This window comes from Stenotrophomonas maltophilia (genome assembly GCF_013464915.1).
GTDB classification, from domain to species: domain Bacteria; phylum Pseudomonadota; class Gammaproteobacteria; order Xanthomonadales; family Xanthomonadaceae; genus Stenotrophomonas; species Stenotrophomonas maltophilia_AT.
Window position 1 is genome coordinate 24,699 of record NZ_RAVT01000019.1, and the last position, 23,197, is coordinate 47,895.

At 66.9% G+C, this 23,197-nt stretch carries 21 protein-coding genes; 8 read left to right on the plus strand and 13 right to left on the minus strand.

Features of this window, described 5'->3' with window-relative positions; genetic code table 11:
* Window positions 1-21: 21 nt before the first annotated feature.
* The 7 genes from D7T59_RS06735 to D7T59_RS06765 all read right to left on the minus strand — a co-directional run bounded on the left by D7T59_RS06735 (window position 22) and on the right by D7T59_RS06765 (window position 7,829).
* Window positions 22-1,374 carry a sensor histidine kinase gene (locus D7T59_RS06735; RefSeq protein WP_164137754.1) on the minus strand — a complete coding sequence of 451 codons (1,353 nt, stop codon included), beginning with the start codon at window positions 1,372-1,374 and terminating at the stop codon, window positions 22-24.
* On the minus strand, window positions 1,371-2,717 hold the full coding sequence (locus tag D7T59_RS06740; RefSeq protein WP_164137753.1) for a sigma-54-dependent transcriptional regulator: 1,347 nt from the start codon (window positions 2,715-2,717) through the stop codon (window positions 1,371-1,373). The genes D7T59_RS06735 and D7T59_RS06740 overlap by 4 nt, the downstream gene beginning before the upstream one ends.
* 123 nt (window positions 2,718-2,840) lie before the next feature.
* Window positions 2,841-3,242 carry a PDZ domain-containing protein gene (locus D7T59_RS06745; protein WP_180853014.1) on the minus strand — a complete coding sequence of 134 codons (402 nt, stop codon included), beginning with the start codon at window positions 3,240-3,242 and terminating at the stop codon, window positions 2,841-2,843.
* A 1-nt stretch (window position 3,243) separates the two neighbouring features.
* Window positions 3,244-4,461 carry an ABC transporter permease gene (locus D7T59_RS06750; RefSeq protein ID WP_180853015.1) on the minus strand — a complete coding sequence of 406 codons (1,218 nt, stop codon included), beginning with the start codon at window positions 4,459-4,461 and terminating at the stop codon, window positions 3,244-3,246.
* Window positions 4,462-4,481: 20 nt separating this feature from the next.
* A complete protein-coding gene (locus D7T59_RS06755; protein ID WP_005414537.1) occupies window positions 4,482-5,780 on the minus strand; it encodes an ABC transporter permease in 1,299 nt (432 codons plus the stop codon).
* Window positions 5,781-5,790: 10 nt separating this feature from the next.
* Window positions 5,791-6,516 (minus strand): ABC transporter ATP-binding protein, encoded by a 726-nt coding sequence (locus D7T59_RS06760; RefSeq protein ID WP_180853016.1) that lies wholly within the window; start codon window positions 6,514-6,516, stop codon window positions 5,791-5,793.
* Between the two features lie 35 nt (window positions 6,517-6,551).
* On the minus strand, window positions 6,552-7,829 hold the full coding sequence (locus D7T59_RS06765; RefSeq protein WP_180853017.1) for an efflux RND transporter periplasmic adaptor subunit: 1,278 nt from the start codon (window positions 7,827-7,829) through the stop codon (window positions 6,552-6,554).
* Window positions 7,830-8,032: 203 nt separating this feature from the next.
* On the opposite strand from D7T59_RS06765, the gene glmS reads away from it, so the two are divergent.
* Together glmS and D7T59_RS06775 are read left to right on the plus strand one after the other, a co-directional pair.
* Window positions 8,033-9,871 carry a glutamine--fructose-6-phosphate transaminase (isomerizing) gene (glmS, locus tag D7T59_RS06770; RefSeq protein WP_180853018.1) on the plus strand — a complete coding sequence of 613 codons (1,839 nt, stop codon included), beginning with the start codon at window positions 8,033-8,035 and terminating at the stop codon, window positions 9,869-9,871.
* Window positions 9,872-10,318: 447 nt separating this feature from the next.
* Complete coding sequence (locus D7T59_RS06775; RefSeq protein ID WP_088027260.1) at window positions 10,319-10,750, plus strand: CBS domain-containing protein; 432 nt, start codon at window positions 10,319-10,321, stop codon at window positions 10,748-10,750.
* A gap of 67 nt (window positions 10,751-10,817) precedes the next feature.
* Here D7T59_RS06775 and D7T59_RS06780 read toward each other — a convergent pair whose 3' ends face one another.
* Together D7T59_RS06780 and gloA are read right to left on the minus strand one after the other, a co-directional pair.
* Window positions 10,818-11,246, minus strand: a complete 429-nt coding sequence (locus tag D7T59_RS06780) for a VOC family protein (protein WP_032961230.1) — start codon at window positions 11,244-11,246, stop codon at window positions 10,818-10,820.
* A 91-nt stretch (window positions 11,247-11,337) separates the two neighbouring features.
* Window positions 11,338-11,853 (minus strand): lactoylglutathione lyase, encoded by a 516-nt coding sequence (gene gloA / locus D7T59_RS06785; RefSeq protein ID WP_164137746.1) that lies wholly within the window; start codon window positions 11,851-11,853, stop codon window positions 11,338-11,340.
* Window positions 11,854-11,978: 125 nt separating this feature from the next.
* Here gloA and D7T59_RS06790 point away from each other — a divergent pair, with 125 nt between their 5' ends.
* Window positions 11,979-13,091, plus strand: coding sequence for a PLP-dependent cysteine synthase family protein (locus D7T59_RS06790; RefSeq protein WP_180853019.1), 1,113 nt, complete (start codon window positions 11,979-11,981; stop codon window positions 13,089-13,091).
* A 49-nt stretch (window positions 13,092-13,140) separates the two neighbouring features.
* Here D7T59_RS06790 and D7T59_RS06795 read toward each other — a convergent pair whose 3' ends face one another.
* Window positions 13,141-13,545: a hypothetical protein gene (locus D7T59_RS06795; RefSeq protein ID WP_180853020.1), complete on the minus strand. Its 405-nt coding sequence runs from the start codon at window positions 13,543-13,545 to the stop codon at window positions 13,141-13,143.
* A gap of 171 nt (window positions 13,546-13,716) precedes the next feature.
* Between D7T59_RS06795 and D7T59_RS06800 the strand changes: the two genes are divergently transcribed.
* Window positions 13,717-15,747 (plus strand): M3 family metallopeptidase, encoded by a 2,031-nt coding sequence (locus D7T59_RS06800; RefSeq protein WP_180853021.1) that lies wholly within the window; start codon window positions 13,717-13,719, stop codon window positions 15,745-15,747.
* Between the two features lie 104 nt (window positions 15,748-15,851).
* Here the strand turns inward: D7T59_RS06800 and D7T59_RS06805 are convergent, their stop codons facing one another.
* Window positions 15,852-16,655, minus strand: a complete 804-nt coding sequence (locus D7T59_RS06805) for an SDR family oxidoreductase (RefSeq protein ID WP_180853022.1) — start codon at window positions 16,653-16,655, stop codon at window positions 15,852-15,854.
* Window positions 16,652-17,218, minus strand: coding sequence for a DUF1415 domain-containing protein (locus D7T59_RS06810; protein ID WP_029379749.1), 567 nt, complete (start codon window positions 17,216-17,218; stop codon window positions 16,652-16,654). Before D7T59_RS06810 ends, D7T59_RS06805 begins: the two co-directional genes overlap by 4 nt.
* 193 nt (window positions 17,219-17,411) lie before the next feature.
* On the opposite strand from D7T59_RS06810, the gene D7T59_RS06815 reads away from it, so the two are divergent.
* From D7T59_RS06815 to D7T59_RS06825, 3 genes are all read left to right on the plus strand, one after another.
* A complete protein-coding gene (locus D7T59_RS06815; RefSeq protein WP_180853023.1) occupies window positions 17,412-18,878 on the plus strand; it encodes a benzaldehyde dehydrogenase in 1,467 nt (488 codons plus the stop codon).
* Window positions 18,879-18,895: 17 nt separating this feature from the next.
* Window positions 18,896-20,023: an NAD(P)-dependent alcohol dehydrogenase gene (locus tag D7T59_RS06820; RefSeq protein WP_180853024.1), complete on the plus strand. Its 1,128-nt coding sequence runs from the start codon at window positions 18,896-18,898 to the stop codon at window positions 20,021-20,023.
* A gap of 397 nt (window positions 20,024-20,420) precedes the next feature.
* Entirely contained in the window at window positions 20,421-21,533 is a 1,113-nt protein-coding gene (locus D7T59_RS06825; RefSeq protein ID WP_343203083.1) for a helix-turn-helix domain-containing protein, read from the plus strand.
* A 35-nt stretch (window positions 21,534-21,568) separates the two neighbouring features.
* On the opposite strand, the gene D7T59_RS06830 is transcribed toward D7T59_RS06825, so the two are convergent.
* Complete coding sequence (locus tag D7T59_RS06830) at window positions 21,569-22,051, minus strand: YajQ family cyclic di-GMP-binding protein (RefSeq protein WP_164136587.1); 483 nt, start codon at window positions 22,049-22,051, stop codon at window positions 21,569-21,571.
* 191 nt (window positions 22,052-22,242) lie between these two features.
* Between D7T59_RS06830 and D7T59_RS06835 the strand changes: the two genes are divergently transcribed.
* A complete protein-coding gene (locus D7T59_RS06835) occupies window positions 22,243-23,139 on the plus strand; it encodes a DMT family transporter (RefSeq protein ID WP_164136586.1) in 897 nt (298 codons plus the stop codon).
* The last annotated feature ends 58 nt before the right edge of the window (window positions 23,140-23,197 follow it).

Consider the following 23,197-nt stretch of genomic DNA (forward strand, 5'->3'; position numbering starts at 1 on the left):
CCGGCAACCCCGTTGGCCCGCTCAACCCACCGGCAGCAGGATCGACACGCACAACCCGCCATCACCGCGATTCTGCAGTGACACGCGTCCGCCGTGCGCCTCCACGATCTCGCGCGTCAGCGCCAGCCCCAGCCCGGTGCCGTTGCGCTTGGTCGAATAGAACGGCATCAGTGCGTTCTGCAGCACCTGTTCGTTCATGCCCTTGCCACGATCAAGCACGTCCAGGCGCAGCCACTGCGGCAGCCGCGTCAGCTGTACCTGCACGTCATCGTTGGGCGGCTCGGCTTCGGCGCAGGCTTCATGCGCGTTCTTCAGCAGGTTCAACAGCGCCTGCCCGAACTGCGCGATGTCGATGCGACTGCTCAGCTCCTCGTCCGGCTCACGTTCCATGCCGAACGGAATCTGCTGGCGCAGGCTGGACAGGAACGGTGCCCAGTGCACGGTCTGCAGCTGCGGCTGTGGCAACTTGGCAAAGCGCGCGTAGCCGCGGATGAAACCTTCCAGGTGGCGTGCGCGGTCTTCGATGGTGGTGAAGATCTCCGGCAGCCGGTCGAAGCGCTCGCGCTGCACCAGCACGCCGCCGGAATGGGCGAGCGAAGCGATCGGCGCCAGCGAGTTGTTGAGCTCGTGGCTGATCACCCGGATCACCTTCTTCCAGGTCTGCACCTCCTGGCGCCGCAGTTCGGCGGTCAGCAGCCGCACCAGCAGCAGGTCGTGCGGGCGGCCGTTGAGCTGGAACGCGCGGCGCGAGAGGTGGTAGACCTGCTCATCGTCCTCGTCGCCATCCTCGCCTTCGGCGTGCACCGCAAACAGGCTGTCACCGCCACGGGCGATGGCATCGCGCAGTTCCACCGGCACCTGTTCCAGCACGTCTTCCAGGCGCTGGCCCTCCAGCTTCCAGCCGCCGTGCAGCAGCTTGCGCGCCGCCAGGTTGGAGAACACCACGCGGGCGACGCCATCACCGCCGGAGGCGATCAGCAGCATCGCCACCGGCGTGTTCTGCACCATGGTGTCCAGCAGCAGCTCACGTTGCACCAGGCCCTGTCGCTGCGCGCGCAGCACGTCGCCCAGTTCGCGGTGGGCCTGCACCAGGTCGCCCAGCTCGTCGTTCCCAGGCCAGTGCACGCCGAAGTTGTATTCGCCGTCGCGGTAACTGCTGGTGGTACCCGCCAGGGCACGCATCAGCGAGCGTACCGGTGCGGTGGCACGGCGCAGGGTCCACCACATCAGCGACAGCAGGACCAGCGCCGATACCGTGGTCACCACCCAACCATGGTCCATCCAGTAGGCCAGCAGCCACGGTAGTGCCGCAGCCAGTGCCAACACCGGCAGCAGGCGCAGGAACAGGCGGAAAGTGAACGAGCGTCGTTTCATTCGCGTGGAATACCGTGGCGGTCCATGCGCCGGTACAGCGCCTGGCGGCTCAGGCCGAGCTCGGCGGCAGCCTGGGCGATGACGCCATGGTTGCGCGCCAGTACATCCTCGATGCGTGCGCGGTCGGGATCATTGCCTGCGCTGGGTGCCGGTCGCGGTGCGATGGCTGTGCGCGGCAGGTTGAGATCGGCCACTTCGATGCGGTTGCCGGTGGCCAGCAGTTCGGCACGCTGGATCACGTTGCGCAGTTCGCGCACGTTGCCCGGCCACGGGTGCCGCTGCAGTGCTGCGGTGGCGGCGCTGGACAGCGGCTTGCCGGCGGTCAGGAAGCGCTCGGCCAGTGGCACGATGTCGCCCGGTCGTTCGGCCAGCGGCGGCAGCACCAGTTCCACCGTATTGAGGCGGTAATAGAGGTCTTCGCGGAAGGTACCGTCGCGGATCATCGCCGGCAGGTCGGCATTGGTCGCGCTGACCACGCGGACCTTGACCTGGCGTTCGCGGTTGGAGCCCAGACGCTCGAAGCGGCCGGTTTCCAGTACGCGCAGCAGCTTCATCTGCCCGCCCAGCGACAGGTTGCCGATCTCATCCAGGAAGAGGGTGCCACCATCGGCGGCCTCGAACTTGCCTTCACGAGCCTTGTTGGCGCCGGTATACGCACCGGCTTCGGCACCGAACAGCTCGGCTTCGATCAGTTCCGAGGGCAGCGCGCCGCAGTTGACCGCCACGAACGGACCCTTGGCCACCAGGGAATTGGCCTGGATGATCTGCGCGATCTTCTCTTTGCCGGCGCCGTTGGCACCGGTGATGAGTACCGGAAGTTCCGAACGTGCGACCTGGCAGGCGAGGGCGATGACGCGCTCGCTGGCCGGGTCGGCGAAGACCGCGCCGCACAGGTCGTACTTCTCTTCCAGCGCGTTGCGCTGGCGCAGTTCACGGCTGCGGCGCCGGTCCAGCTCGCGGCGTGCCTCGGACAGTTCCAGCAGGTTGTTGACCGTGGTCATCAGCTTGCGGTCGTCCCAGGGCTTGGCCAGGTAGTCGGCGGCACCGGCCTTGACCAGGTCCACCGCACTGCTCAGGTGGGTCCAGGCGGTGAGCAGAATCACCGGCAGGTCCGGATGGCGCGCGCGGATCTGCGCGAACAGGGCCTCGCCTTCCTCACCGGAAGTGGTGTCCTCGCTGAAATTCATGTCCTGGATGACCAGGTCGACCGGCTGTGATTCGAGCAGCGCGAGCCCGTCGGCGGGCGTCTGCGCCTGCAGGGTGTCGATGTCGTGCAGGGAGAACAGCACGTCCAGCGCGGTGCCCACGCTGGCGTTGTCGTCGATGATCAGGATCGCAGGCATCAAGCGGTTCTGCAGAAAGGGATGGGCGGCGCCGATGGAGCCGTTCGTGTCCACGCACCGGGAGAGCCCGGCGCCACCCATCAAGCATAGCCAAACCCGTGGCTGTGCAGGAGCGGCCCTCGCTCAGCGCTGGGGCCGGGCCGGAGGCGCTGGCGGCGCTGGTGGCGGTGGCGCGTCCAGCGCGTGGCGCCAGGCCGCCGCGTCGACCGCCACCGTCAGTTCGCGTCTGTCGCGGCGCAGCAACAGATAGGCGGTGGCTGCGTTGGAATGGCGCAGGGCTACCGCAAGGTGCTCGACCCGGCGCACAGCCGTGTCGTCCACGCGCAGGATGCGGTCGCCGCTGCGCACGCCGAAGCGCGCTTCGGGGCTGGCGGCCTCCACATGCACCTGGCCCTCGGTCGAGCGCAGTGACAGCCGCGCTCCATCCTGGCGCCATTCCAGCGTCTGTGCGCTGCCACCACCGGCCAGCGCCGGCAGCGGCAGCAGCAACAGCAACAGGCTCATGCAGATCGCGCAGACGCGCATCTCACGCGCCCCGCGTGGCGACCGCAGGCGGCACCGCCGCCGCACGCCGCGCCGGCCCGAACACGGCGATCTGGCCCAGCACCCACAGCAGCAGTGCACCCAGCGGCAGGTAGTACAGCGGCATGCGCGGCAGCTCGTACAGGTTCATCAGCGCCAGGTTGATCGCGTAGGCCGCCAGCATGCCGAGCACGATGCCCAGCGTGGCCAGCAGGAAGTTCTCGGTCTGGAAGTAGCGCAGGATCTGCCCGCGGGTCGCGCCCAGCGCACGGCGGATGCCGATCTGCTTGCTGCGCTGCTGCACCCAGAAGCTGGCCAGGCCGATGATGCCCAGCGCGGTGACCACCAGCAGCGAGATGCTGACGGTGATCAGCAGGCCGACCATCGCGCGGTCGTTCTTGAAGAAGTCCTTGCGCTGGTCTTCATAGGTCAGCTTGTCGCGCATCAGGCGGTTGGGGTCGTTGCGCTCCAGCGCGGCGGCGCCGGCATCGAGCACCTCCTGGCGGCGTTCGGGCGAGGTGCGCAGGATGTAGGTGCCACCGTCGTCGAAGGTGCGGCGGATCGGCAGCAGCATCGAGTTGGTCCAGTTGTCACTCCAGCCATTGGGCGTGCTGAGGACATCGACGATGCCGACCACGTGCAGCGACTGCTTGCCCATGTAGTAGGTCTTGCCCAGTGCACTGCCGTTGGGCTCCATCTTGGCGGCGGTGGCCTGGGTGAGGATGACCGGGATGGCCTTTCCCTTGGCGCCGCCCTTGCTGGCGTCTTCGAAGTTCTGGTACTCGTCGGGCAGGAAATCGCGGCCGGCGATCAGGTTGATGCCCATCGTGGCCAGCCCGTTCTCGGACAGGGTGTACATCGAGGCGTTGGTGGTCGGCCGTTCCTGGTCGATCTCGCGCGAGATGCTGCTGCTGGAGGAGCCGTTGCGGAAGGGGATCTGGTTGATGATGGTGACGTTGCTGACGCCGGGGATCGCACGCAGCGATGCCAGGTCCTCGCGGGTGCGGGCCATGGCGTCGGTCTGCTTGCCGATGCCACTGACGCGCAGCATCGCCAGTTCGTTCTCGGCGATGCCGCTGGGCATGCTGATCTTTTCCACGCGCTGGCTGACCAGGAACAGCGCGTTGCAGACGATGGCGCAGGTCAGTGCGACTTCCAGCACGATCAGGGCGGCAGCGGTCTTGTGCCGGCGCAGCGTGCTGAGGATGGGGCGGATGTCCATGGGAGTCCTCGTTCGGGTGCTTACTGCGACTTGAGCTGGATGGCCGGGGTGACCTGCATGGCGCGCCATGCGGGCAGGAATCCGGCGGCGAGGCTGGCGAACAGGGTCAGGCCCAGCGCGAGCAGCAGCATGTTGCCGTCCAGGTGGGCCAGCTTGGCGTACTCCACCGGTTGCTGGCGCACCGCGAACAGGCCGAGCAGGGCCAGGCCGATGCCGAGCACGCCACCGACCACGCCGACCGCGCCGGCTTCCACCAGGCACTGCAGGAAGATCTGGCCGCGGCTGGCACCGAGCGCACGGCGCACGCCGATTTCACCACTGCGGCGCAGGAACTTGGCCAGCAGCAGGCCCACCGTGTTGACCAGGCAGACACCGAGGAAGCCCAGTGCCAGCCACAGCTGCAGGCGCACGTCGCTGGGGACCGCACCATTGAAGTCCAGCCATTCCATCACGGTGCGCAGGCGCACATTCGGCGGGTGCTTGAAGCGGCCGGCCTCGCGCTGCTGGGTCGAGTAGTTCTCCAGGTAACGGCGGTAGTCGCCGGCCTTGGCCGGGTCCATCTCCACCCAGTACTGCAGCCACGCGCACGGGGCATTGAGCGAGTAGCTGTTGCCGTCGGGGTTTTCGCCGAAGCAGTTCATGTTGCCGTTGTTGCCCAGCTTCAGGTCGAACGAGGTGGAGATCGGCAGCAGCAGGTCTTCGTTCTTGCCGTAGCTGCCGGTGGTCAGGTCGTAGAAGTGCGGCTCCGGGCTCCATTCCTTCATCACGCCGACGATGCGGTAGCTCTGGCCTTCCATGCGCAGGTCGCGGCCGACGCTGTTGGCGCCCTGGTACAGCTTGTCGTTGAGTGCCTTGGAGATGACCACCACGCGTGCGCGGCCTTCATCGTCCTCGCGCGTCCAGGGGCGGCCGTACTGCATGGGCACCTCGAACATCGGGAAGAAGTCGGCCGAGGTCCAGCGGGTGTCGATGCTGAAGGGCTTGAGCGTGCTGTTGTCCGGCTCGATGGTGCCGCCGCCACCGCTCATCAGCGCCTGGCGCTCGCCCTTGGCTTCGCGCAGCAGTGCTTCACCGTCGAAGCGGGTCAACTGGGTTTCCGGCTCTTCGCCGGCGACATAGGCACCGGTCGCGGCGTCGAGCTGTACATAGAACAGGCGGTCGCTCTTGCCGGGAATCGGGTCACCGGACAGCACGTGGAACACGGTCAACGTGGTCATCGAGGCACCGATGCCGAGCGCGATGGCAACCACCATCAGCGCGGTCAGGACCTTGTTGCGGCGGAAGCTGCGCGCCGCCAATCGGGCGTAGTAGGCGAACATGGTCGGGCCCTCACTCGTTGACGGCGACGATGTGGCGCAGCGGGGTGGCCAGCACCGGCTCGCGTACCAGGTCGGTGACCTGGCCGTCGACGATGTGCACGTTGCGCTGCGCACGCGCGGCCAGTTCCGGGTCGTGGGTGACCATCACGATGGTGGTGCCGGCGGCATTGATCTCTTCCAGCAGCTCCATCACGCCACGGGCCATCTGCGTATCCAGGTTGCCGGTCGGTTCGTCGGCCAGCAGCAGGCGCGGGCTGCCGGCCAGGGCGCGCGCGATCGCCGCGCGCTGCTGCTGGCCGCCGGACAGCTCGTTCGGGTAGTGCTTCATGCGCGAGCCCAGGCCGACCTGGGTCAGTGCCTTCTCGATGCGCTCGCGGCGTTCGGTGGCGCTCATCTTGCGATAGCGCAGCGGCACGTCGACGTTGTCGAACAGGTTCAGGTCCGGGATCAGGTTGAAGCCCTGGAAGATGAAGCCGATCTTCTGGTTGCGCAGGCGGCTGCGCGCATCATCGCCCAGCGTGCTCACGTCCTGGCCGTCCAGCATGTAGGTGCCGCTGGTGAAGGTTTCCAGCAGGCCGGCGATGTTGAGGAAGGTGGTCTTGCCGGAACCGGACGGGCCGGTGACGGCGACGAACTCGCCTTCCTTGACCTGCAGTTCCAGCGAGCGCAGTGCGTGGGTTTCCACCTGTTCGGTGCGGAAGACCTTGGCGACCGAACGCATTTCGAGCATGTACATGGGGTGTCCTCTCTCCAGGATTCAGGTATCAGGTATCAGTTGACGGAGACGCGTTCGGCGTCCTTGAACAGGTCGCTGCCGGAGACCACGATGCGGTCGCCCGGTTGCACACCCGATTTGATTTCCACTTCGCCCAGGCTGCTGACGCCCAGTTCCACCGGACGGCGCACGGCGGTGCGTCCATCCATCACGTAAGCCATGCCGTTGCCCTGTTCGACGAACGGGCCGCGCTCGACCTTCAGCACGTTCCTGCGGGTATCGAGCAGCACGCGCACCGACATCCGCTGGCTCTGGCGCAGGCCTTCCGGCTGCGCGCTGGCAAAGCGCACGCGGGCGTTGACCTCGCCGTTGACCACTTCCGGCGACACCGCGCTGATCTCACCCGGGAACGGCTGGCCGTTGCCACCGGTCAGCTGTGCCGGCATGCCGATCGCCAGGTCGCGGGCGAAGCTCTCCGGCACCTTGATCTCGACTTCGAACTTGGACAGGTCGACCACGCCCAGCACCGGGGCGTTGGCGGCCAGGTTGGTGGACTGCACCGCCTGCACCTGGCCGACCTGGCCATCGAACGGGGCACGCAGCGTCAGCGCATCGACCTGGCGCTGCACTTCGGCCACCACCGCCTTCTGGCGATCGGCCAGCAGGCGTTTGTTGCGGGCATCCAGGTCGGCGCCCTGGCTCTGCAGGCGCGCATCGGTGGTGGCGTTGGCCAGGGTGATGTCGGCCTTCTTCAGCGAGTCCTTGGCCTTGGCCAGGTCGATCTGCGGCACCGCACCGCCGTCGTAGCCGCGCTGGTAGCGCTGCAGGTCGCGATCGGCGGCCTGCCGTTCGATGGTGGCCTGGTCGGTTTCCTTGCGCGACTTGGCGCGGGCCAGGGTGGCGTCCAGCGCGGCACGGCTGGCCTCGGCTTCCAGGCCGGCCAGGGTGGCCTGTTCCTGGGCCAGCTTGCTGCGCAGTTCGGGGCTGTCGATGATGGCCAGCTCCTGCCCCTTCTTCACTACATCGCCAGCGACCACCTTCAGGTCCACGGTGCCCGCAGAGATGGCGTACAGGATCGGGCTGTTGGCGGCGATCACGCGGCCGTCGGCGGCGATGTCGCGGACCAGATCGCCACGCTTCACTTCGGCGATGCGCACGCGGCTGCTGTCGAAGGAGCGGCTGGCGTTGGACCAGGCGTGCACGGCCCAGCCGATGCCGGCGAGCAGGGCGATCGCGCCCAGCGCCGGCCAACGGTAACGGTGCCAGTTGGCGCGCGGAGCGCTGGCCGGAGTGGAGGAAACGATCTGGTCCTGGGCGGAAGTGTCGCGGATCATCGGGTGCGTGCCTGACGGTGGTAGCCAGTACCAAGCACGTAGCGTGCCAACTTTTATCCCTTTCATTTCAATGGGTTGGGTTGGTCTTCGAAGTGTCCGGGTGTCCGCGGACACCTTTCCGGACACTTTCATTAAGCGGACAGGAGGGGGAAGCCGGACACGCAGGCTAGAATGCGACGATCGTCTTCAAGGAAACGCGTGACATGTGTGGAATCGTGGGTGCGATCGCTGATCGCGACGTAGTGCCGGTGCTGATCGAGGGTCTGAAGCGCCTTGAGTACCGTGGTTACGATTCCTCGGGCATCGCGGTGATCGACCATGCCGAGCGGTCGGAGGTGCGTCGCGTGCGTCGTACCGGCCGAGTGTCGGAAATGGCTACGGCGGCCGAGGCCGAGGGCTTCAACGCGGTGCTGGGCATCGGTCATACCCGCTGGGCCACCCACGGTGGTGTCACCGAGGCCAATGCACATCCGCACATCAGCCAGGGCGTGGCGCTGGTGCACAACGGCATCATCGAGAACCACGAAGAGCAGCGCGAGAAGCTGCGCGCGATGGGCTACACCTTCGAATCGCAGACCGATACCGAAGTCATCGCACACCTGATCCACCACCACCTGAAGGATGGCGACGACCTGCTGGTGGCGTTGCAGCATACGGTGAAGGAACTGACCGGCGCCTACGCACTGGCCGTGGTCAGCCGCGCCGAGCCGGAGCGCTTCGTCTGCGCGCGCATGGGCTGCCCGCTGCTGATCGGCCTGGGCGAGGGCGAGAACTTCGTCGCCTCGGATGTCTCGGCGGTGATCTCGGCCACCCGCAAGGTGATTTTCCTGGAGGAAGGCGATACCGCTGAAATCCGCCGCGATGGCGTGCGCATCTTCGATGAGCATGACCAGGCGGTCGAACGTGAGGTGCATCTGTCGGATGTATCGCTGGCATCGCTGGAGCTGGGGCCGTACCGCCACTTCATGCAGAAGGAAATCCACGAGCAGCCGCGCGCGCTGGGCGACACCATCGAAGCGGCGATCGACGCCGGTGGTTTCCCGGCCGAGCTGTTCGGCAAGAACGCCGAGGCCGTGTTGTCGGGCATCGAAGGCGTGCAGATCATCGCCTGCGGTACCAGCTACTACGCCGGCTTGACCGCGCGCTACTGGATCGAGGCCATCGCCGGCCTGCCGTGCAGCGTGGAAATCGCCAGCGAGTACCGCTACCGCGCCGCCTACGCGAATCCGAAGCACCTGATCGTGACCATTTCCCAGTCCGGCGAAACGCTGGATACGATGGAAGCGCTGAAGTACGCCAAGTCGCTGGGCCACAAGCACACGCTGTCGATCTGCAACGTGCCGGAAAGCGCGATCCCGCGCGCCAGCGAACTGGTCTGCTACACCCGTGCCGGCGCCGAGATCGGCGTGGCGTCGACCAAGGCCTTCACCACCCAGCTGGCGGCGCTGTTCCAGCTGACCGTGGTGCTGGGCAAGCTGCATGGCCGTATCGACGCGGCGCAGGAAGCGGACTACCTGGAGCAGCTGCGCTTCCTGCCGGGCAGCGTGCAGCATGCGCTGAACATGGAGCCGCAGATCGCTGCGTGGGCGGAGCGGTTCGCACGCAAGAGCAGCGCGCTGTTCCTGGGCCGTGGCCTGCACTACCCGATCGCGCTGGAAGGCGCGCTCAAGCTCAAGGAAATCTCCTATATCCACGCTGAGGCTTACCCGGCGGGCGAGCTGAAGCATGGCCCGCTGGCGCTGGTGGACGAGGACATGCCGGTGGTGGTGATCGCCCCCAACGACAGCCTGCTGGAGAAGGTGAAGTCGAACATGCAGGAAGTGCGCGCCCGTGGTGGCGAACTGTTCGTGTTCGCCGACCAGGACAGCAACTTCAACGAGTCCGAAGGCGTGCACGTGATCCGCACGCCGCGCCATGCCGGCGTGCTCAGCCCGATCGTGCACACCATTCCGGTGCAGCTGCTGGCCTACCACACCGCGCTGGCACGTGGCACCGACGTGGACAAGCCGCGCAACCTGGCCAAGAGCGTGACAGTGGAGTAAGGCGCACCGGCTGGGTTGGATGCTGCAAGCGAAGGGGGCCCCGGCGGCCCCCTTTCGTTTGTGCCGATGGCAGCGGCAAGTGGGACAGCCGCCGGGTGTTCTGTCCGCCGTCGGCAGCGATCAATCAATCTTTAACACGCGGCATCGCGTGTATTCAGCGGCGGTTTCAGCCGCGGTGCCATTCTCTGGATCGTCGGTTGGTTCCCACGACGAACTGTCCCATCGATGCCGGTAGTGACCGATGGTCGCAGTCGTAGAATCAAGTTGACCGAGGTCCAGGGTGAGCGGTTGAACCCACCTCGTTCGCGTTGCAGCACGATGCCTGCCGATCCATCTCCCAAGGCCGGCGTGTGCGCCAGACGTGCGCTGAAAGGTCTGTTCCCGGGGAGGGGGCGTATCGGAAGAGCACACTTTTTTGACTTCAGTGACCTGCACCAGGAAACAAGAATGAACGTCCGCGAACTCCTGCAATCCAAGAAAGAAGCTGTCATCACCATCGACGCCGAAGACACCATCGGTGCCGCCGCCCACAAGATGAGCGCGAACAGGATCGCTGCGCTGGTGGTGATGAAGGACGATGCCCCGGTGGGCATCATTTCCGAAAAGGACATCGTGCGTACCCTGGCCGACGACGGCCCGCAGGCCGGCCGCCGGGTGATCTCCAGCGTGCCGTCCACCGGCCTGGAAGGCATCGCCCCGGAGGCCACCCTGAAGCAGGCCATGTCGTTGATGACGTACTCGCGGCGCCGTCATCTGATGGTCACAGACGGCACCCGCCTGGTCGGCATCCTCAGCCTGGGCGACATCGTGAAGAACCTGCTGGGCGAGCTTGAGCTGGAAAAGGCCGTGCTGCAGGACATCTACATGGCGGCCCACTGAGGGCCACACCGTCGGAAGCAGAGAAGCCGGGCATTGCCCGGCTTCTTCGTTCACGGCATCGGTGAAATCAGAAAGTGACCTTCACCGAGTCTGCGCTGTAGTTGGCCGGGCCGTGGTAGACCACTTCAATGTTGTTGCCATCGGGATCGAGCACGAACGCGCCGTAATACCCCGGGTGGTAGGGACGTTCGCCGGGCGCGCCGTTGTCGGTGCCGCCGGCGGCGATGGCCGCAGTGTGGAAAGCATCGACGGTGGCGCTGTCGCGGGCCTGGAACGCCAGGTGGTGGCGGCCGGTCAGCTGGCCAGCAGCGGCCTCGCTGCTGGCGCTGGAAATGAACAGCTCATCGGCCCAGAAGTAATCATCACCTTCGCCGGCGATCGGGATGCCGATCGTATCGAACACCGCCTGGTAGAAGCGGCGGCTGGCGGCCAGGTCACGTACGACCAGCTGGAGGTGGTCGATCAGGCGGCCACGGTGCAGTTCCATCGTTTCCATACGAACCTCGCAAAAAAGGGGACGGAGGGGATTAAGTCGCTTCCAGCCCAATAGTGCCAGAAACGACTTAATCCCCTCCGTCCCCTTTTTATCAGTTGGCGATGATCTCGACCCAGTAGCCGTCCGGGTCCTTGATGAAGGCCAGGTTTTTCATGCGGCCGTCGGTCAGGCGCTTCTGGAAGGTCACGCCGAGGTCCTCGAAGCGCTGGCAGGCGGCCTCGATGTCCGGCACCGACACGCAGATGTGGCCGAAGCCGCGCGGGTCGCTGTTGCCGTCGTGGTAGACCGCGCCGTCCTGGTTCTCGGTGCCGTGGTTGTGGGTCAGTTCCAGCACGCCCGGCAGGCCGGCCATCCACAGGCGGCGGGCGCTGTCATCTTCCGGCACCGTGACGCCAGCGGGCACGTAGGCCAGGAAGTACAGGCTGAACTGGGCCTCCGGGAAGTCGCGCTTGTCGATCAGCTGGTAACCGAGCACGCGGGTGTAGAAGTCCAGCGAGGCGGTGATGTCCTTGACCCGCAGCATGGTGTGGTTGAACACGAAGCCGGTGGTTTCGGCCGGGGCCTGGGCGGCGACGCCGGGAACATCGCGCAGGGCGGGAATGGTCATGGGGGAGGTCCTTCAGACGGGGCCGTTGCCGGCCGGATGGGGCCATTCTACCGGCCAGCACCTGACGGCACTGCGACGTACAATGGCCGGATCGCACCGTTCCGTCCTGACAACGATTGCCCGCCATGTCGCAGCGTGAATGGGTGGCCGCCGCCATCCGCAAGATCGAAGCCGATTTCAACCGTTCCGCCGATACCCACCTGATCCCATTGGCGCTGCCAGGGTTCGAGGGCATCGACCTGTACCTGAAGGATGAATCGAGCCATCCCACCGGCAGCCTGAAGCACCGGCTGGCGCGCTCGCTGTTCCTGTATGCGTTGACCAATGGCTGGTTGCGTGAAGGTCGCCCGGTGATCGAAGCATCCAGCGGCTCGACCGCTGTCTCCGAAGCCTATTTCGCGCGGTTGCTCGGCCTGCCGTTCATTGCGGTGATCCCGGCCACGACCTCGCCGGAGAAGATCGCGGCGATCGAATTCCACGGTGGCCGCTGCCACCTGGTCGAGCGCGCCTGCGATCTCAACTGTGATTCGGAAAAGCTGGCCCGCGAAACCGGCGGCCACTTCATGGACCAGTTCACCTATGCCGAACGCGCGACCGACTGGCGCGCCAACAACAACATCGCCGAATCCATCTTCAAGCAGATGGCCGAGGAGCCCAGCCCGGTTCCGGAATGGATCGTGTGCAGCCCCGGCACCGGCGGTACCGCCGCCACGCTGGGCCGCTATGTCAGCTACCGCCGGCATGACACGCGCATCCTGTGCGCGGACCCGGAAGTGTCGGTGTTCTTCGATGGCTACACAGCAGCCGTAGCCGGTGAGCAGGATTGGCGCGGCCTGACCTGCAGCGGTGGCTCGCGCGTGGAAGGCATCGGCCGGCCGCGGGTGGAGCCGAGCTTCATCCCGACCAGCGTCGATGCGATGGTGAAGGTGCCCGATGCGCTGAGCCTGGCCGCGATGCGCCATGTCAGCCGCCAGCTGGGGCGCCGCGTTGGTGGCTCCACCGGCACCAACTTCATCGGTGTGCTGCAGGCCGCGCAGTGGATGCGCGAGGCGGGCCACCAGGGCAGCATCGTCAGCATTCTGTGCGACAGCGGCGAGCGCTACGCGCAGAGCTATTACGACCCGTCGTGGTACGCGCGCCAGGGCATCGATGTCGACGGCGCCGATGCGCAACTGGCGGCGGCGGTGGCCGGGCAGGGGCTGCCGGCGTTGCCGTGGTGCAGCCTGGAAGCGTTGTAGGGCATTCGACGTTGTCGCCGGGCATTGGCCCGGCGGTCACGAGGGTGTCTCAATACCCCGCCGCGGTGAACGCATCCAGCACCGCATCGCGCAGGGCATCGGGCAGCGCCTCGATGTCCATGGCGCGGTCATCCAGGTGCAGGCCGGGATCGAGGGTACTGGCGCGGCCCTGGGCCAGTGCCTGCAGCCACAGCAGTACGCAGATCACGAACTCGCGCTCATGGCCCAGCCGCAACTGGCTGGCGCCGCGCTCGATCACTTCGAACGGGTACCACTCCTGGGCATCGTTGAACGTGCCACCCTGCTGCAGCACCGTCTGCAATTGCTGCAGGTGGCGCGGGCCGTCGTCGCCGGCATCGCACAGTGCGGCGATCCAGGTCAGTTCGGCGGTACTGGCGGACAGCGCCAGCGACCGTTCCGGTGAGGCGGATGCAACTGCAGCCAGACCTTCCATGTGGGGCCTCGTTCGATACGTACCGCTGCGGACTCCCCCGCAGCCAAAGCTTCGAACCCTGACCGTAAGGCCGACGTGAATATCGGGCCGCGTGCCCCTTGTCAGCCACGCCTGGCAGCGCCATATCTAGCGGGCTGCCCGCCTGCCGGGCCCGTACCCTGGAGACCTGCCGTGACCGTTGCCAACCCCCTGCTCGATTTTTCCGGCCTGCCGCGTTTCGAGGCGATCCGCCCGGAGCATGTGGCGCCGGCGCTGGATGTGCTGCTGGCCGAGGCGGAAGCCGCAGTCAGCGCCGCCGAGCAGGTGCAGCCGGTCACCTGGCAGGCCTTCGTGGCCCCGCTGGACGATGCCACCGAACGCCTGTGGCGCGCCTGGGGCCTGGTCGGCCACCTGCAGGGCGTAGTCAACACCCCCGAGCTGCGCGAGGCCTACAACAGCAACCTGCCGCGGGTGACCCGCTTCGCCAGTGCACTGGGCCAGAACCTGGCGCTGTATCGCCAGTACCAGGCACTGGCCAGCAGCCCCGAGGCGGCGACCTTTGATGAGGCCCAGCGCAAGGTGCTGGACAACACCCTGCGCGATTTCCGCCTGGGGGGCGCCGAACTGGAGCCCGAGGCGCAGCAGCGCTTCGCCGCGATCAAGGAGGAACTGTCGGCGCTGTCGGCGAAGTTCTCGCAGAACGTGCTGGACGCTACCGATGCGTGGTCGCTGATCGTCGAGGACCAAGCGCGCCTGGCCGGCCTGCCCGATGACGTGAAGGCCGCCGCGCACGCTGCGGCAGAAAGGGATGGGAAAACAGGCTGGAAACTGACCCTGCAGATGCCGTGCTACCTGCCGGTGCAGACCTGGGGCGAGGACCGTGACCTGCGCGAGATCCTGTATCGCGCCAGTGCGCAGCGCGCATCCGAATTCGGCGACGACGCGCTGGACAACGGCGGCAACATCGACCGCATCCTCGCCCTGCGCGCAGAGCTGGCTGCGCTGCTGGGTTTCGGCTCGTATGGTGACTATTCGGTGGCGACCAAGATGGCGCAGGACCCGGCCGAAGTACTCGGCTTCCTGCGTGATCTGGCCGCGCGCGCCAAACCGTTCGCGGCCAGGGACCGCGCCGAGCTGGAGCAGTTCGCGCGCGGGCAGCTGGGCATCGAGCCGTTGCAGGCCTGGGACCTGGCCTTCGCCGCCGATCGCCTGAAGCAGGCGCGCTACAGCTATTCCGAGCAGGAAGTGAAGCAGTACTTCACCGAACCGAAGGTACTGGGCGGCCTGTTCTCGGTGATCGAGCAGCTGTACGGCCTGCGTGTGCAGGAGGACAGCGCGCCGGTGTGGCATGACGACGTGCGCTTCTTCCGCCTGGTCGATGCGCAGGGCACGCTGGTCGGCCAGTTCTATCTGGATCTGTATGCGCGCGAGGGCAAGCGCGGTGGCGCGTGGATGGATGACTGCCGCAACCGCCGCGTGCGCGCCGATGGCAGCGTGCAGACGCCGCTGGTCTACCTGGTGTGCAACTTCGGCCGCGGTGCCAATGGCAAGCCGGCCACCTTCAGCCACAATGAAGTGACCACCCTGTTCCATGAAATGGGCCATGGCCTGCACCAGCTGCTGACCCGCATTGGTGAACTGGGCGTAGCCGGCATCAATGGCGTGGAATGGGATGCAGTGGAACTGCCCAGCCAGTTCATGGAGAACTTCTGCTGGGAATGGGACCACCTTCAGGCCATGACCGCGCACGTGGACAGCGGCGAACCGCTGCCGCGCGCGCTGTACGAGCGCATGCTGGCCGCGCGCAACTTCCACAGCGGCATGGCCACCGTGCGCCAGCTGGAGTTCGGCCTGTTCGACATGCTGCTGCACAGCCAGTTCGAACCGGCACAGGACAGCGTGCTGGCACTGCTCGATCGGGTGCGCGCGGAAGTGGCGGTGAACCATCCGCCGGTCTGGAACCGCTTCCCGCACCAGTTCAGCCACATCTTCGCCGGCGGCTACGCGGCCGGTTACTACAGCTACAAGTGGGCCGAGGTGCTGAGCGCCGATGCCTACGCCGCGTTCGAGGAAGCGCCGCAGGCGCTGGCGGAAACCGGTGCACGCTTCCGCGATGAGATCCTGTCGCGGGGTGGCAGCCGCTCGGCGGCGGAGAACTTCCGGGCCTTCCGCGGCCGCGCACCGCAGATCGACGCGCTGCTGCGCCATTCGGGCATGGCGTAAGGTGTCTGGTAGGTGCCAACCTTGGTTGGCACGTTCGAAAAAAGGGGACGGAGGGGATTAAGTCGTTTGTGCACAAACGACTTAATCCCCTCCGTCCCCTTTTTTCATTCGGCGTAGATCATCTTCCGGGTCATGCCGCCGTCGACGATGAAATCCTGTCCGGTGCTGAAGCCGGACAGCGAGGACAGCAGGTACACCGCCAGCGCGCCGATGTCCTCGGGTTCACCCACGCGACCGACCGGGTGCTGGCCGTGGTCGGTGGCCGAATACGCAGGCGCGTGCCGGCGCGAGGGTGCCTGCCAGGCCGTGGTGCCGATCCAGCCGGGGCTGATGCTGTTCACCCGCACCGCCGGGCCGGCACTGATCGCCAGCGCATGGGTGAAGGCGACCAGCCCGCCCTTGGCCGCCGCATAGGCCTCGCTGTGTGCTTCGGACTGCCAGGCGCGGGTGGAGGCAACGTTGATGATCGAACCCGCGGCACTGGCCGTCAGCGCCGGCAATGCGTGCTTGCTGCACAGGAACGCGCCATGCAGCGACGACAGGCGGCGCTGCCATTCGTCCCATGCCATGTCCTGCAGCGCGGTGCCGTGCGGCCCGGCGATGCCGGCGTTGTTGACCAGTCCGTCGATACGGCCGAACCGCTGCAGGGCCACGGCGACGAAGTCGCGCACGCTGGCTTCGTCGGTGATGTCCAGGCGCTGGAACGCGGCATCATCACCGCGCTGCCATTCCGCCAGACACGCCTCCCCGGCCTCCACGTCCAGGTCGCCGATCAGCACGCGTCCGCCGGCGCCGAGCACGGCCTGGGCGACGCCACGGCCGATGCCGTTGGCGCCGCCGGTGACCAGCACCACCTTGCCCTGCAGCGGTGCCACCGGCCACGCCGCGATCGGTGGCACCGTGCTCATGACAGGTCGTCGCCACGCAGGCGGCGATGCCAGCCGTCCACGCCGATGCGGTCCAGGGTCTGGATGTTGCGCTCGACGATCACGTCCGGGTCCGGATAGACGTCCACCGCGCGTGCGACGCTGTCCTCGCGCAGCAGGTGCAGGGTGGGGAAGGGGGCACGGTTGGTGTAGTTGCTGGCGTCGTTGGCCGCCACGCCCTCGAACTGGTAATCCGGATGGAAGCTGGCCACCTGCAGGATGCCCTGCAGATCCAGTGCCTCGATCGCCGCATCGGCGTTGTCGAGGAAGTCGTTGTAGTCGAGGAAGTCGGTCAGCACCTGCGGATGCACGATCAGCGTGGTATCGATCTGCTCGGCCGGCGTATCGCGCAGCAGCACCAGTTCCTCGGCCAGCTGTTCGACCAGCGCTTCGGGCGTGGTCGCATCGCTGAGCACGAAACGGACCTGGTCCTTCACGTACACCGCCTTGGCGAACGGGCACAGGTTCAGGCCGATGACGATGCGCTCCAGCCACAGGCGGGTGGCGGCGATCGGGTCATCGGTGGGCAGGTGGGTATCGGTCATGGCGGGCACGTCGGCTGGCGGGGCGGACATTGTAGGCAGTGTGCCGCCGCCGCGCTGTTCACTGTGCAGGAACTGGACAGTCGCCATGCTGGAAATTCCCGCCGATTCAAGCCCTTGTGGGCGACCGCCGAATGGCCGATTGCCTGCCGCGGACGACGGGCGTGGAATGGACGCACGACACAGGAGGACACCCATGACTGCATCTTCCCCGTGGCTGCCGGACGCCCTTTGGGCCGGGGCCTTCTTCGATGGTCACTGGCAGGCGGCCGAGCAACGGCAGCCGGTGATCGAGCCGGCTACCGGCAACACTCTCGGCGAAATCGGCCTGGCCGACCCGGCGCAGGTGGCGCGCTCATCGGCGGCCGCTGCCCAGGCGCAACAGGCCTGGGCATCCGCACCTTACGAGCAGCGCGCTGAGGTGCTGCGCAAAGCGGCGCGCCTGGCTGAAGAGAACATCGACACCCTGGTCGAGTGGCTGGTGCGCGAAAGCGGCTCGACCCGGCTCAAGGCGGGCTTCGAGGCCAAGGTCACCATCAAGGCGTTGCATGAGGCGGCAGCGCTGCCCTCGCGCAGCACCGGCGAGATCCTGCCGTCCGAGCCGGGCCGGCTGAACCTGGCGCGGCGTCGGCCGCTGGGCGTGGTCGGCGTCATCTCACCCTTCAACTTCCCGCTGTACCTGGCCATGCGCGCGGTGGCGCCGGCCATCGCGCTGGGCAACGCGGTGGTGCTCAAGCCGGACCCGCGCACGGCAGTGTGCGGCGGCGCGGTGATCGCACGCCTGTTCGAGCAGGCCGGCCTGCCGGCGGGTGTGCTGCACATGCTGCCCGGCGATGGCGCGGCCGGTGCAGCGCTGACCAGCGATCCGCACGTGGCGATGATCCAGTTCACCGGTTCCACCGCCGCCGGGCGCAAGGTCGGCGAAGCGGCGGGCAAGCATCTGAAGAAGGTTTCGCTGGAGCTGGGTGGCAAGAATTCGCTGATCATCCTTGATGATGCCGACCTCGACCTGGCGGTGGCCAACACCGCGTGGGGCGTCTATCTGCATCAGGGCCAGATCTGCATGGCGACCGGCCGCGTGCTGGTGCATCGGAAGATCCATGATGCATTCCTGCAGAAGCTGGTGGCCAAGGCCAATTCGCTGAAGGTGGGAGATCCGGCACGCGAAGAGGTGGCCATCGGCCCGCTGATCAATGCTGGCCAGCGTGACCACGCCGCGCGCGTGGTCGAGCAGGCGGTGCAGGCCGGTGCCTCGCTGGAGGCGGGCGGTACGCACCGCGATCTGTTCTTCGCGCCGACCGTGCTTGGCAATGTCTCTGCCGACAATCCAGCCTTCAACGAAGAGATCTTCGCGCCGGTGGCGGTGGTGGTGCCGTTCGACGATGACGACCAGGCCGTGCAGCTGGCCAACGACAGCGAGTACGGACTGTCGATGGCCATCGTCTCCAGCAACGTCGGCCGCGCGCTGAAGCTGGGCGAGCGCCTGCGCACCGGATTGCTGCACATCAACGACCAGACCGTGAACGACGAAGTGATCAATCCCTTCGGCGGCGTCGGTGCATCCGGCAACGGCACCAGTATCGGCGGCCCCGCCAACGGGGAAGAGTTCACCCAGTGGCAGTGGTTGACCGTCAAGGGCGAAGCGCCCGCTTACCCGATCTGATCGAAGGAGCCATCACGATGAACGACAACACCGCAACCCGTGAGATCACCGCTGCCGTGGTACGCGGCAAGGAACAGCCCTTCGTCATCGAGCAGGCGCGGTTGCGCGGCCCGCAGGACGACGAGGTCCTGGTGAAGGTGGTGGCGACCGGCCTGTGCCACACCGATCTGATCGTGCGCGATCAGTACTACCCGGTGCCCTTGCCCGCGGTGCTCGGCCACGAAGGCGCCGGCATCGTGGAAGCGGTTGGCCCCAACGTGCGCGACCTCAAGGTGGGCGACCACGTGGTGCTGACCTATGGCGCCTGTGGTCACTGCAATCCGTGCCGGGGCGGTCATGGTGCCTACTGCAAGGACTTCTTTGCGCTGAACTTCGGTGGCGATGATGGCCACGGCCATACCGCGATCACCGATGCGCAGGGCCAGCCGCTGCACGACCATTTCTTCGCGCAGTCTTCGTTTGCCACCTTCGCCATCGCGCGCGAGATCAATGCCATCAAGGTGCCCGACGACGCGCCTCTGGAACTGCTGGGGCCGCTGGGCTGCGGCATCCAGACCGGTGCCGGTGCGGTCCTCAATTCGCTGCAGGTGCGTTCGGGCAGCAGCTTCGCCAGCTACGGCGCCGGTGCGGTGGGCCTGAGCGCGGTGATGGCGGCCAAGGTGGCAGGCGCCACCACCATCATCGCCATCGACGTGGTGTCCTCACGCCTGGAGCTGGCGCTGGAACTGGGCGCCACCCACGTGGTCAACAGCCGCGAGACCGATGTGGTCGAGGCCGTGCGCGCGATCACTGGCGGTGGTGCTGATTTCGCACTGGAATCGACCGGTCGCCCGGAGGTGCTGTCGGCTGGTATCGAGGCGCTGGGTGGCTTGGGGATGATGGGCGTGGTCGGCGCACCGAAGCTGGGTACCACGGCCAGCTTCGATGTGAACAACCTGCTGTTGGGGGGCCGCAGCATCCGCGGCATCGTGGAGGGTGACAGCGTGCCGCAGGTGTTCATTCCGCAGCTGGTGACGCTGTTCCAGCAGGGCCGCTTCCCGTTCGACAAGCTGGTGAAGTTCTACCCGCTGGAACAGATCAACCAGGCGGCGGAGGACAGCACGAAGGGGATCACGCTGAAGCCGATCCTGCGGATCGCCGCGTAACGGGCATCGGTAGTGCCGGCCGCTGGCCGGCAACAGCAAAAGCCGGCTATCCGTGGGTTGGCGGGGTGGGTCCGGTTGCGGGGGGCGCTGCAAGTTCCCCTCCGGGGTCCGGCCCAGCCGCTGGCGGCTGTGCGTTCGGGCGCTTGCGAAGCAGTGCTTCGCAAGCAAAGCGCCCTCACCCATGTAAGCTCGGTCGCCGCATCCATGCGGCTCACGCCCCCGCAACGGGATCCACCCCGCCTTCGACAGTTTTCTGCGAGCTGTCGGTACCGCACGGGGTCGGATCCGTTTTCCACGGGAAAACGGCTCTGACCCCTTGTTGGATTTCTTGTCTGAATGTCCGATGGAAACGGAAACATTCCGTTGCCGGGACGTAACGCGGGCAGGACGTGCGTGGGTGTACTCTGCCTCCATGATGGCCACGACAGTCGGGCAACAGCAGTTGGTGGCGGCACGCGCCGCCTTCGCCGAGGGCGATGCGCGTTCATTGGGCGTGCTGCCGCTGCCGCTGCAGCAGTCATGGCTGCGATCGCGCGCGGCGGGCCTGCTGCCCGGGCAGGAGCCGGACTATCGTCCGCTGCTGGGTGACGGTCGGCATCTTTCCGATTCCGGCGACCGTCGGCTCGCGCGCTGCGTGCGGCCGGAGCTGGAACAGCTGTGGGCTGCCTTTGGCGGGCGTGGCTGGACGATGTTCTGTGCCAACCGTGAGGGCATGGTGATCGCGCAGCAGGCCCATGGCCTGGAAGATGCACCGCTGCTGCGTCCGATCCAGGTGGGGCGGCGGCTGGGCGAGGGCGAGATCGGCACCACGGCCCCGGCGGTCAGCCTGGCCGACGACCTGCCTGCGCTGGTGCGGGGCAATGAACACTACCTGCAGCGCTTCGCCCCGGTGTTCTGCCTCAGCGAGCCACTGCACGATCTCGATGGGCGGGTATGCGGAGTGATCGATATCACCGGCCTGGGGGAGCGCGATCCCTCGTTGCTGCAGGGCTATTTCCGGCAGGCCGCGCTGGCCAGCGAGAACCGGCTGTTCCACACGCTTGCCGACGTGCACCTGCTGGCGCTGCAGCACGATCCGCGTTGGCTGGCGTCACCATTGCAGGGGCTGCTGGCGGTGCAGGAGGACGGCCAGCTGCGCGCGGCCAACCGTGTTGCGCGGCGCCTGCTGGGCCTGCCGCGTCGGGGGCCGTTGCCGCTGTTGAACCTGGAAAGCCTGTTTGCCGGCGCCAGTGCCGCGCAGCGGCGACGCCTGCTGCAACCGGGGGCGCCGCATCGGGTGCGGGTGGGCGAGGGCAGTGCGGTTTACCTGCAGCACCTGCAGGCACCGCGGAAGGTCGCTGGCCGCAGCGCGCAACGGCCTTCAGCGGCGACGATGGATGCACCGCTGCTGCGTGACCAGCAGCGTGAAGCGGCGCGCCGTGCGGCGCAGGCGGCGGACGGCAATCTGAGCCTGGCCGCACGCCAGCTGGGTATCTCGCGCACCACGCTGTACAAGCTGCTGCGCGGTTGACGTTGCAGTCCGCCGGGCCATGCCCGGCGGGCAGATCAATCGCGGAAATTGTTGAACTGCAGCGGCAGCTCGAACTTGCCGGCCTTGAGCACGGCGATGGCGTCCTGCAGGTCATCGCGCTTCTTGCCCTGCACGCGCAGCTTGTCGCCGTTGATCTGGCTTTCCACCTTCAGCTTGGCCTCCTTCAGGGCGGCCGCGATCTTCTTGGCGATCTTCTGCTCGATGCCCTGCTTGACGGTGATCTTCTGCCGGGCCTGTGCCAGGTTGGTCTCGATGTCGCCGAACTCCAGGCTGAGCACATCAATGCCGCGTGCGGCCAGGCGTGCGCGCAGGATGTCGTTCATCTGCTTGAGCTGGAATTCGGTCGGTGCAGTCTGGTTGATGACATCGCCATCGCGCTCGAACCTGGCGTCCACGCCCTTGAAGTCGAAGCGGGTGGCCAGTTCGCGGTTGGCCTGGTCGATGGCGTTGGTCAGCTCGTGGGTGTCGACTTCGGACACGACGTCGAAGGAAGGCATGGGCGTGGCTCCGCAGGTTTCAGTGGCGGCCATTCTATCGTGCGGGGCCACGTGCCCGCCCTCCGTAGAGCCTTGCCCACGCCCTGGCAGCCGATTTTTTGTAGAGCCGAGCCCACGCTCGGCTGCTTCGTGAAGAGCATCCGGGCGTGGGCTCGGCTCTACAGAAGGCAGCGACCGGGCGATAATGGGCCATGAACGTGCAACGCTCCCCTTCGCGTGCGGTGGCCTGGATGGTCGCTGCGGTCGCCTGTTTCTCGCTGATGGACGCTGGCATGAAGCAGTTGTCGGCCAGCTATCCCACTCTGGAAGTGACCTTCCTGCGCGGCGCGGCCTCGCTGCCGTTCGTGCTGGTCTGGGTACTGGTCAGTGCCGGCCCGCGCTCGCTGGTGCCGCGGCGCTGGGGCCTGCACCTGCTGCGCGGCGCGCTGGGCATGGCGATGATCGGCTGCTTCGTGTTCGCCCTGCGCGACCTGCCGCTGTCCACCGCCTACACCATCTATTTCGTTGCTCCGCTGTTGATCGCTGCACTCTCGGTGCCGCTGCTCGGTGAACGGGTCGGGCCGCGGCGCTGGGTCGCCATCGGCATCGGCCTGATCGGCGTGCTGGTGGTGCTGCGCCCTGGCGTGGATGGCTTCATCTCGGTGCCGGGGCTGATGGTGCTGGCCGCGGCCACCGCCTATGCCGTGGCCGCGATCACGGTCAGCCTGCTGACCCGCACCGATACGTCGCAGTCGATGGTGGTCTGGTTCCTGGTCATCATGGCGATCGGCGCGGGCCTGCTGGCCCTTCCCGGCTGGGTACCGCTGCAGCTGGCGCATGCGCCGCTGATCGCCGGCATGGGCCTGGCCGGGGCGCTGGGCCAGATCGCCCTGACCAAGGCCTTCCAGCTGGGCGAGGCGTCGATGATCGCGCCGTTGGAGTACAGCGGCCTGGTCTGGGTGATCGGTTGGGACCTGGCCTTCTGGGGCCAGCTGCCGGACGGCTATACCTGGGTGGGTGCGGCGATCATCGTGGCCTCGGGGCTGTACCTGCTGCACCGCGAGCGGGTGAACCGGCAGGAACCGCCGAAGCCGCTGGATCATCCCTGAAGCGGGGGTAGTGCCGGCCGCTGGCCGGCAACCTCTCCGGCGCAAGGAGTTGCCGGCC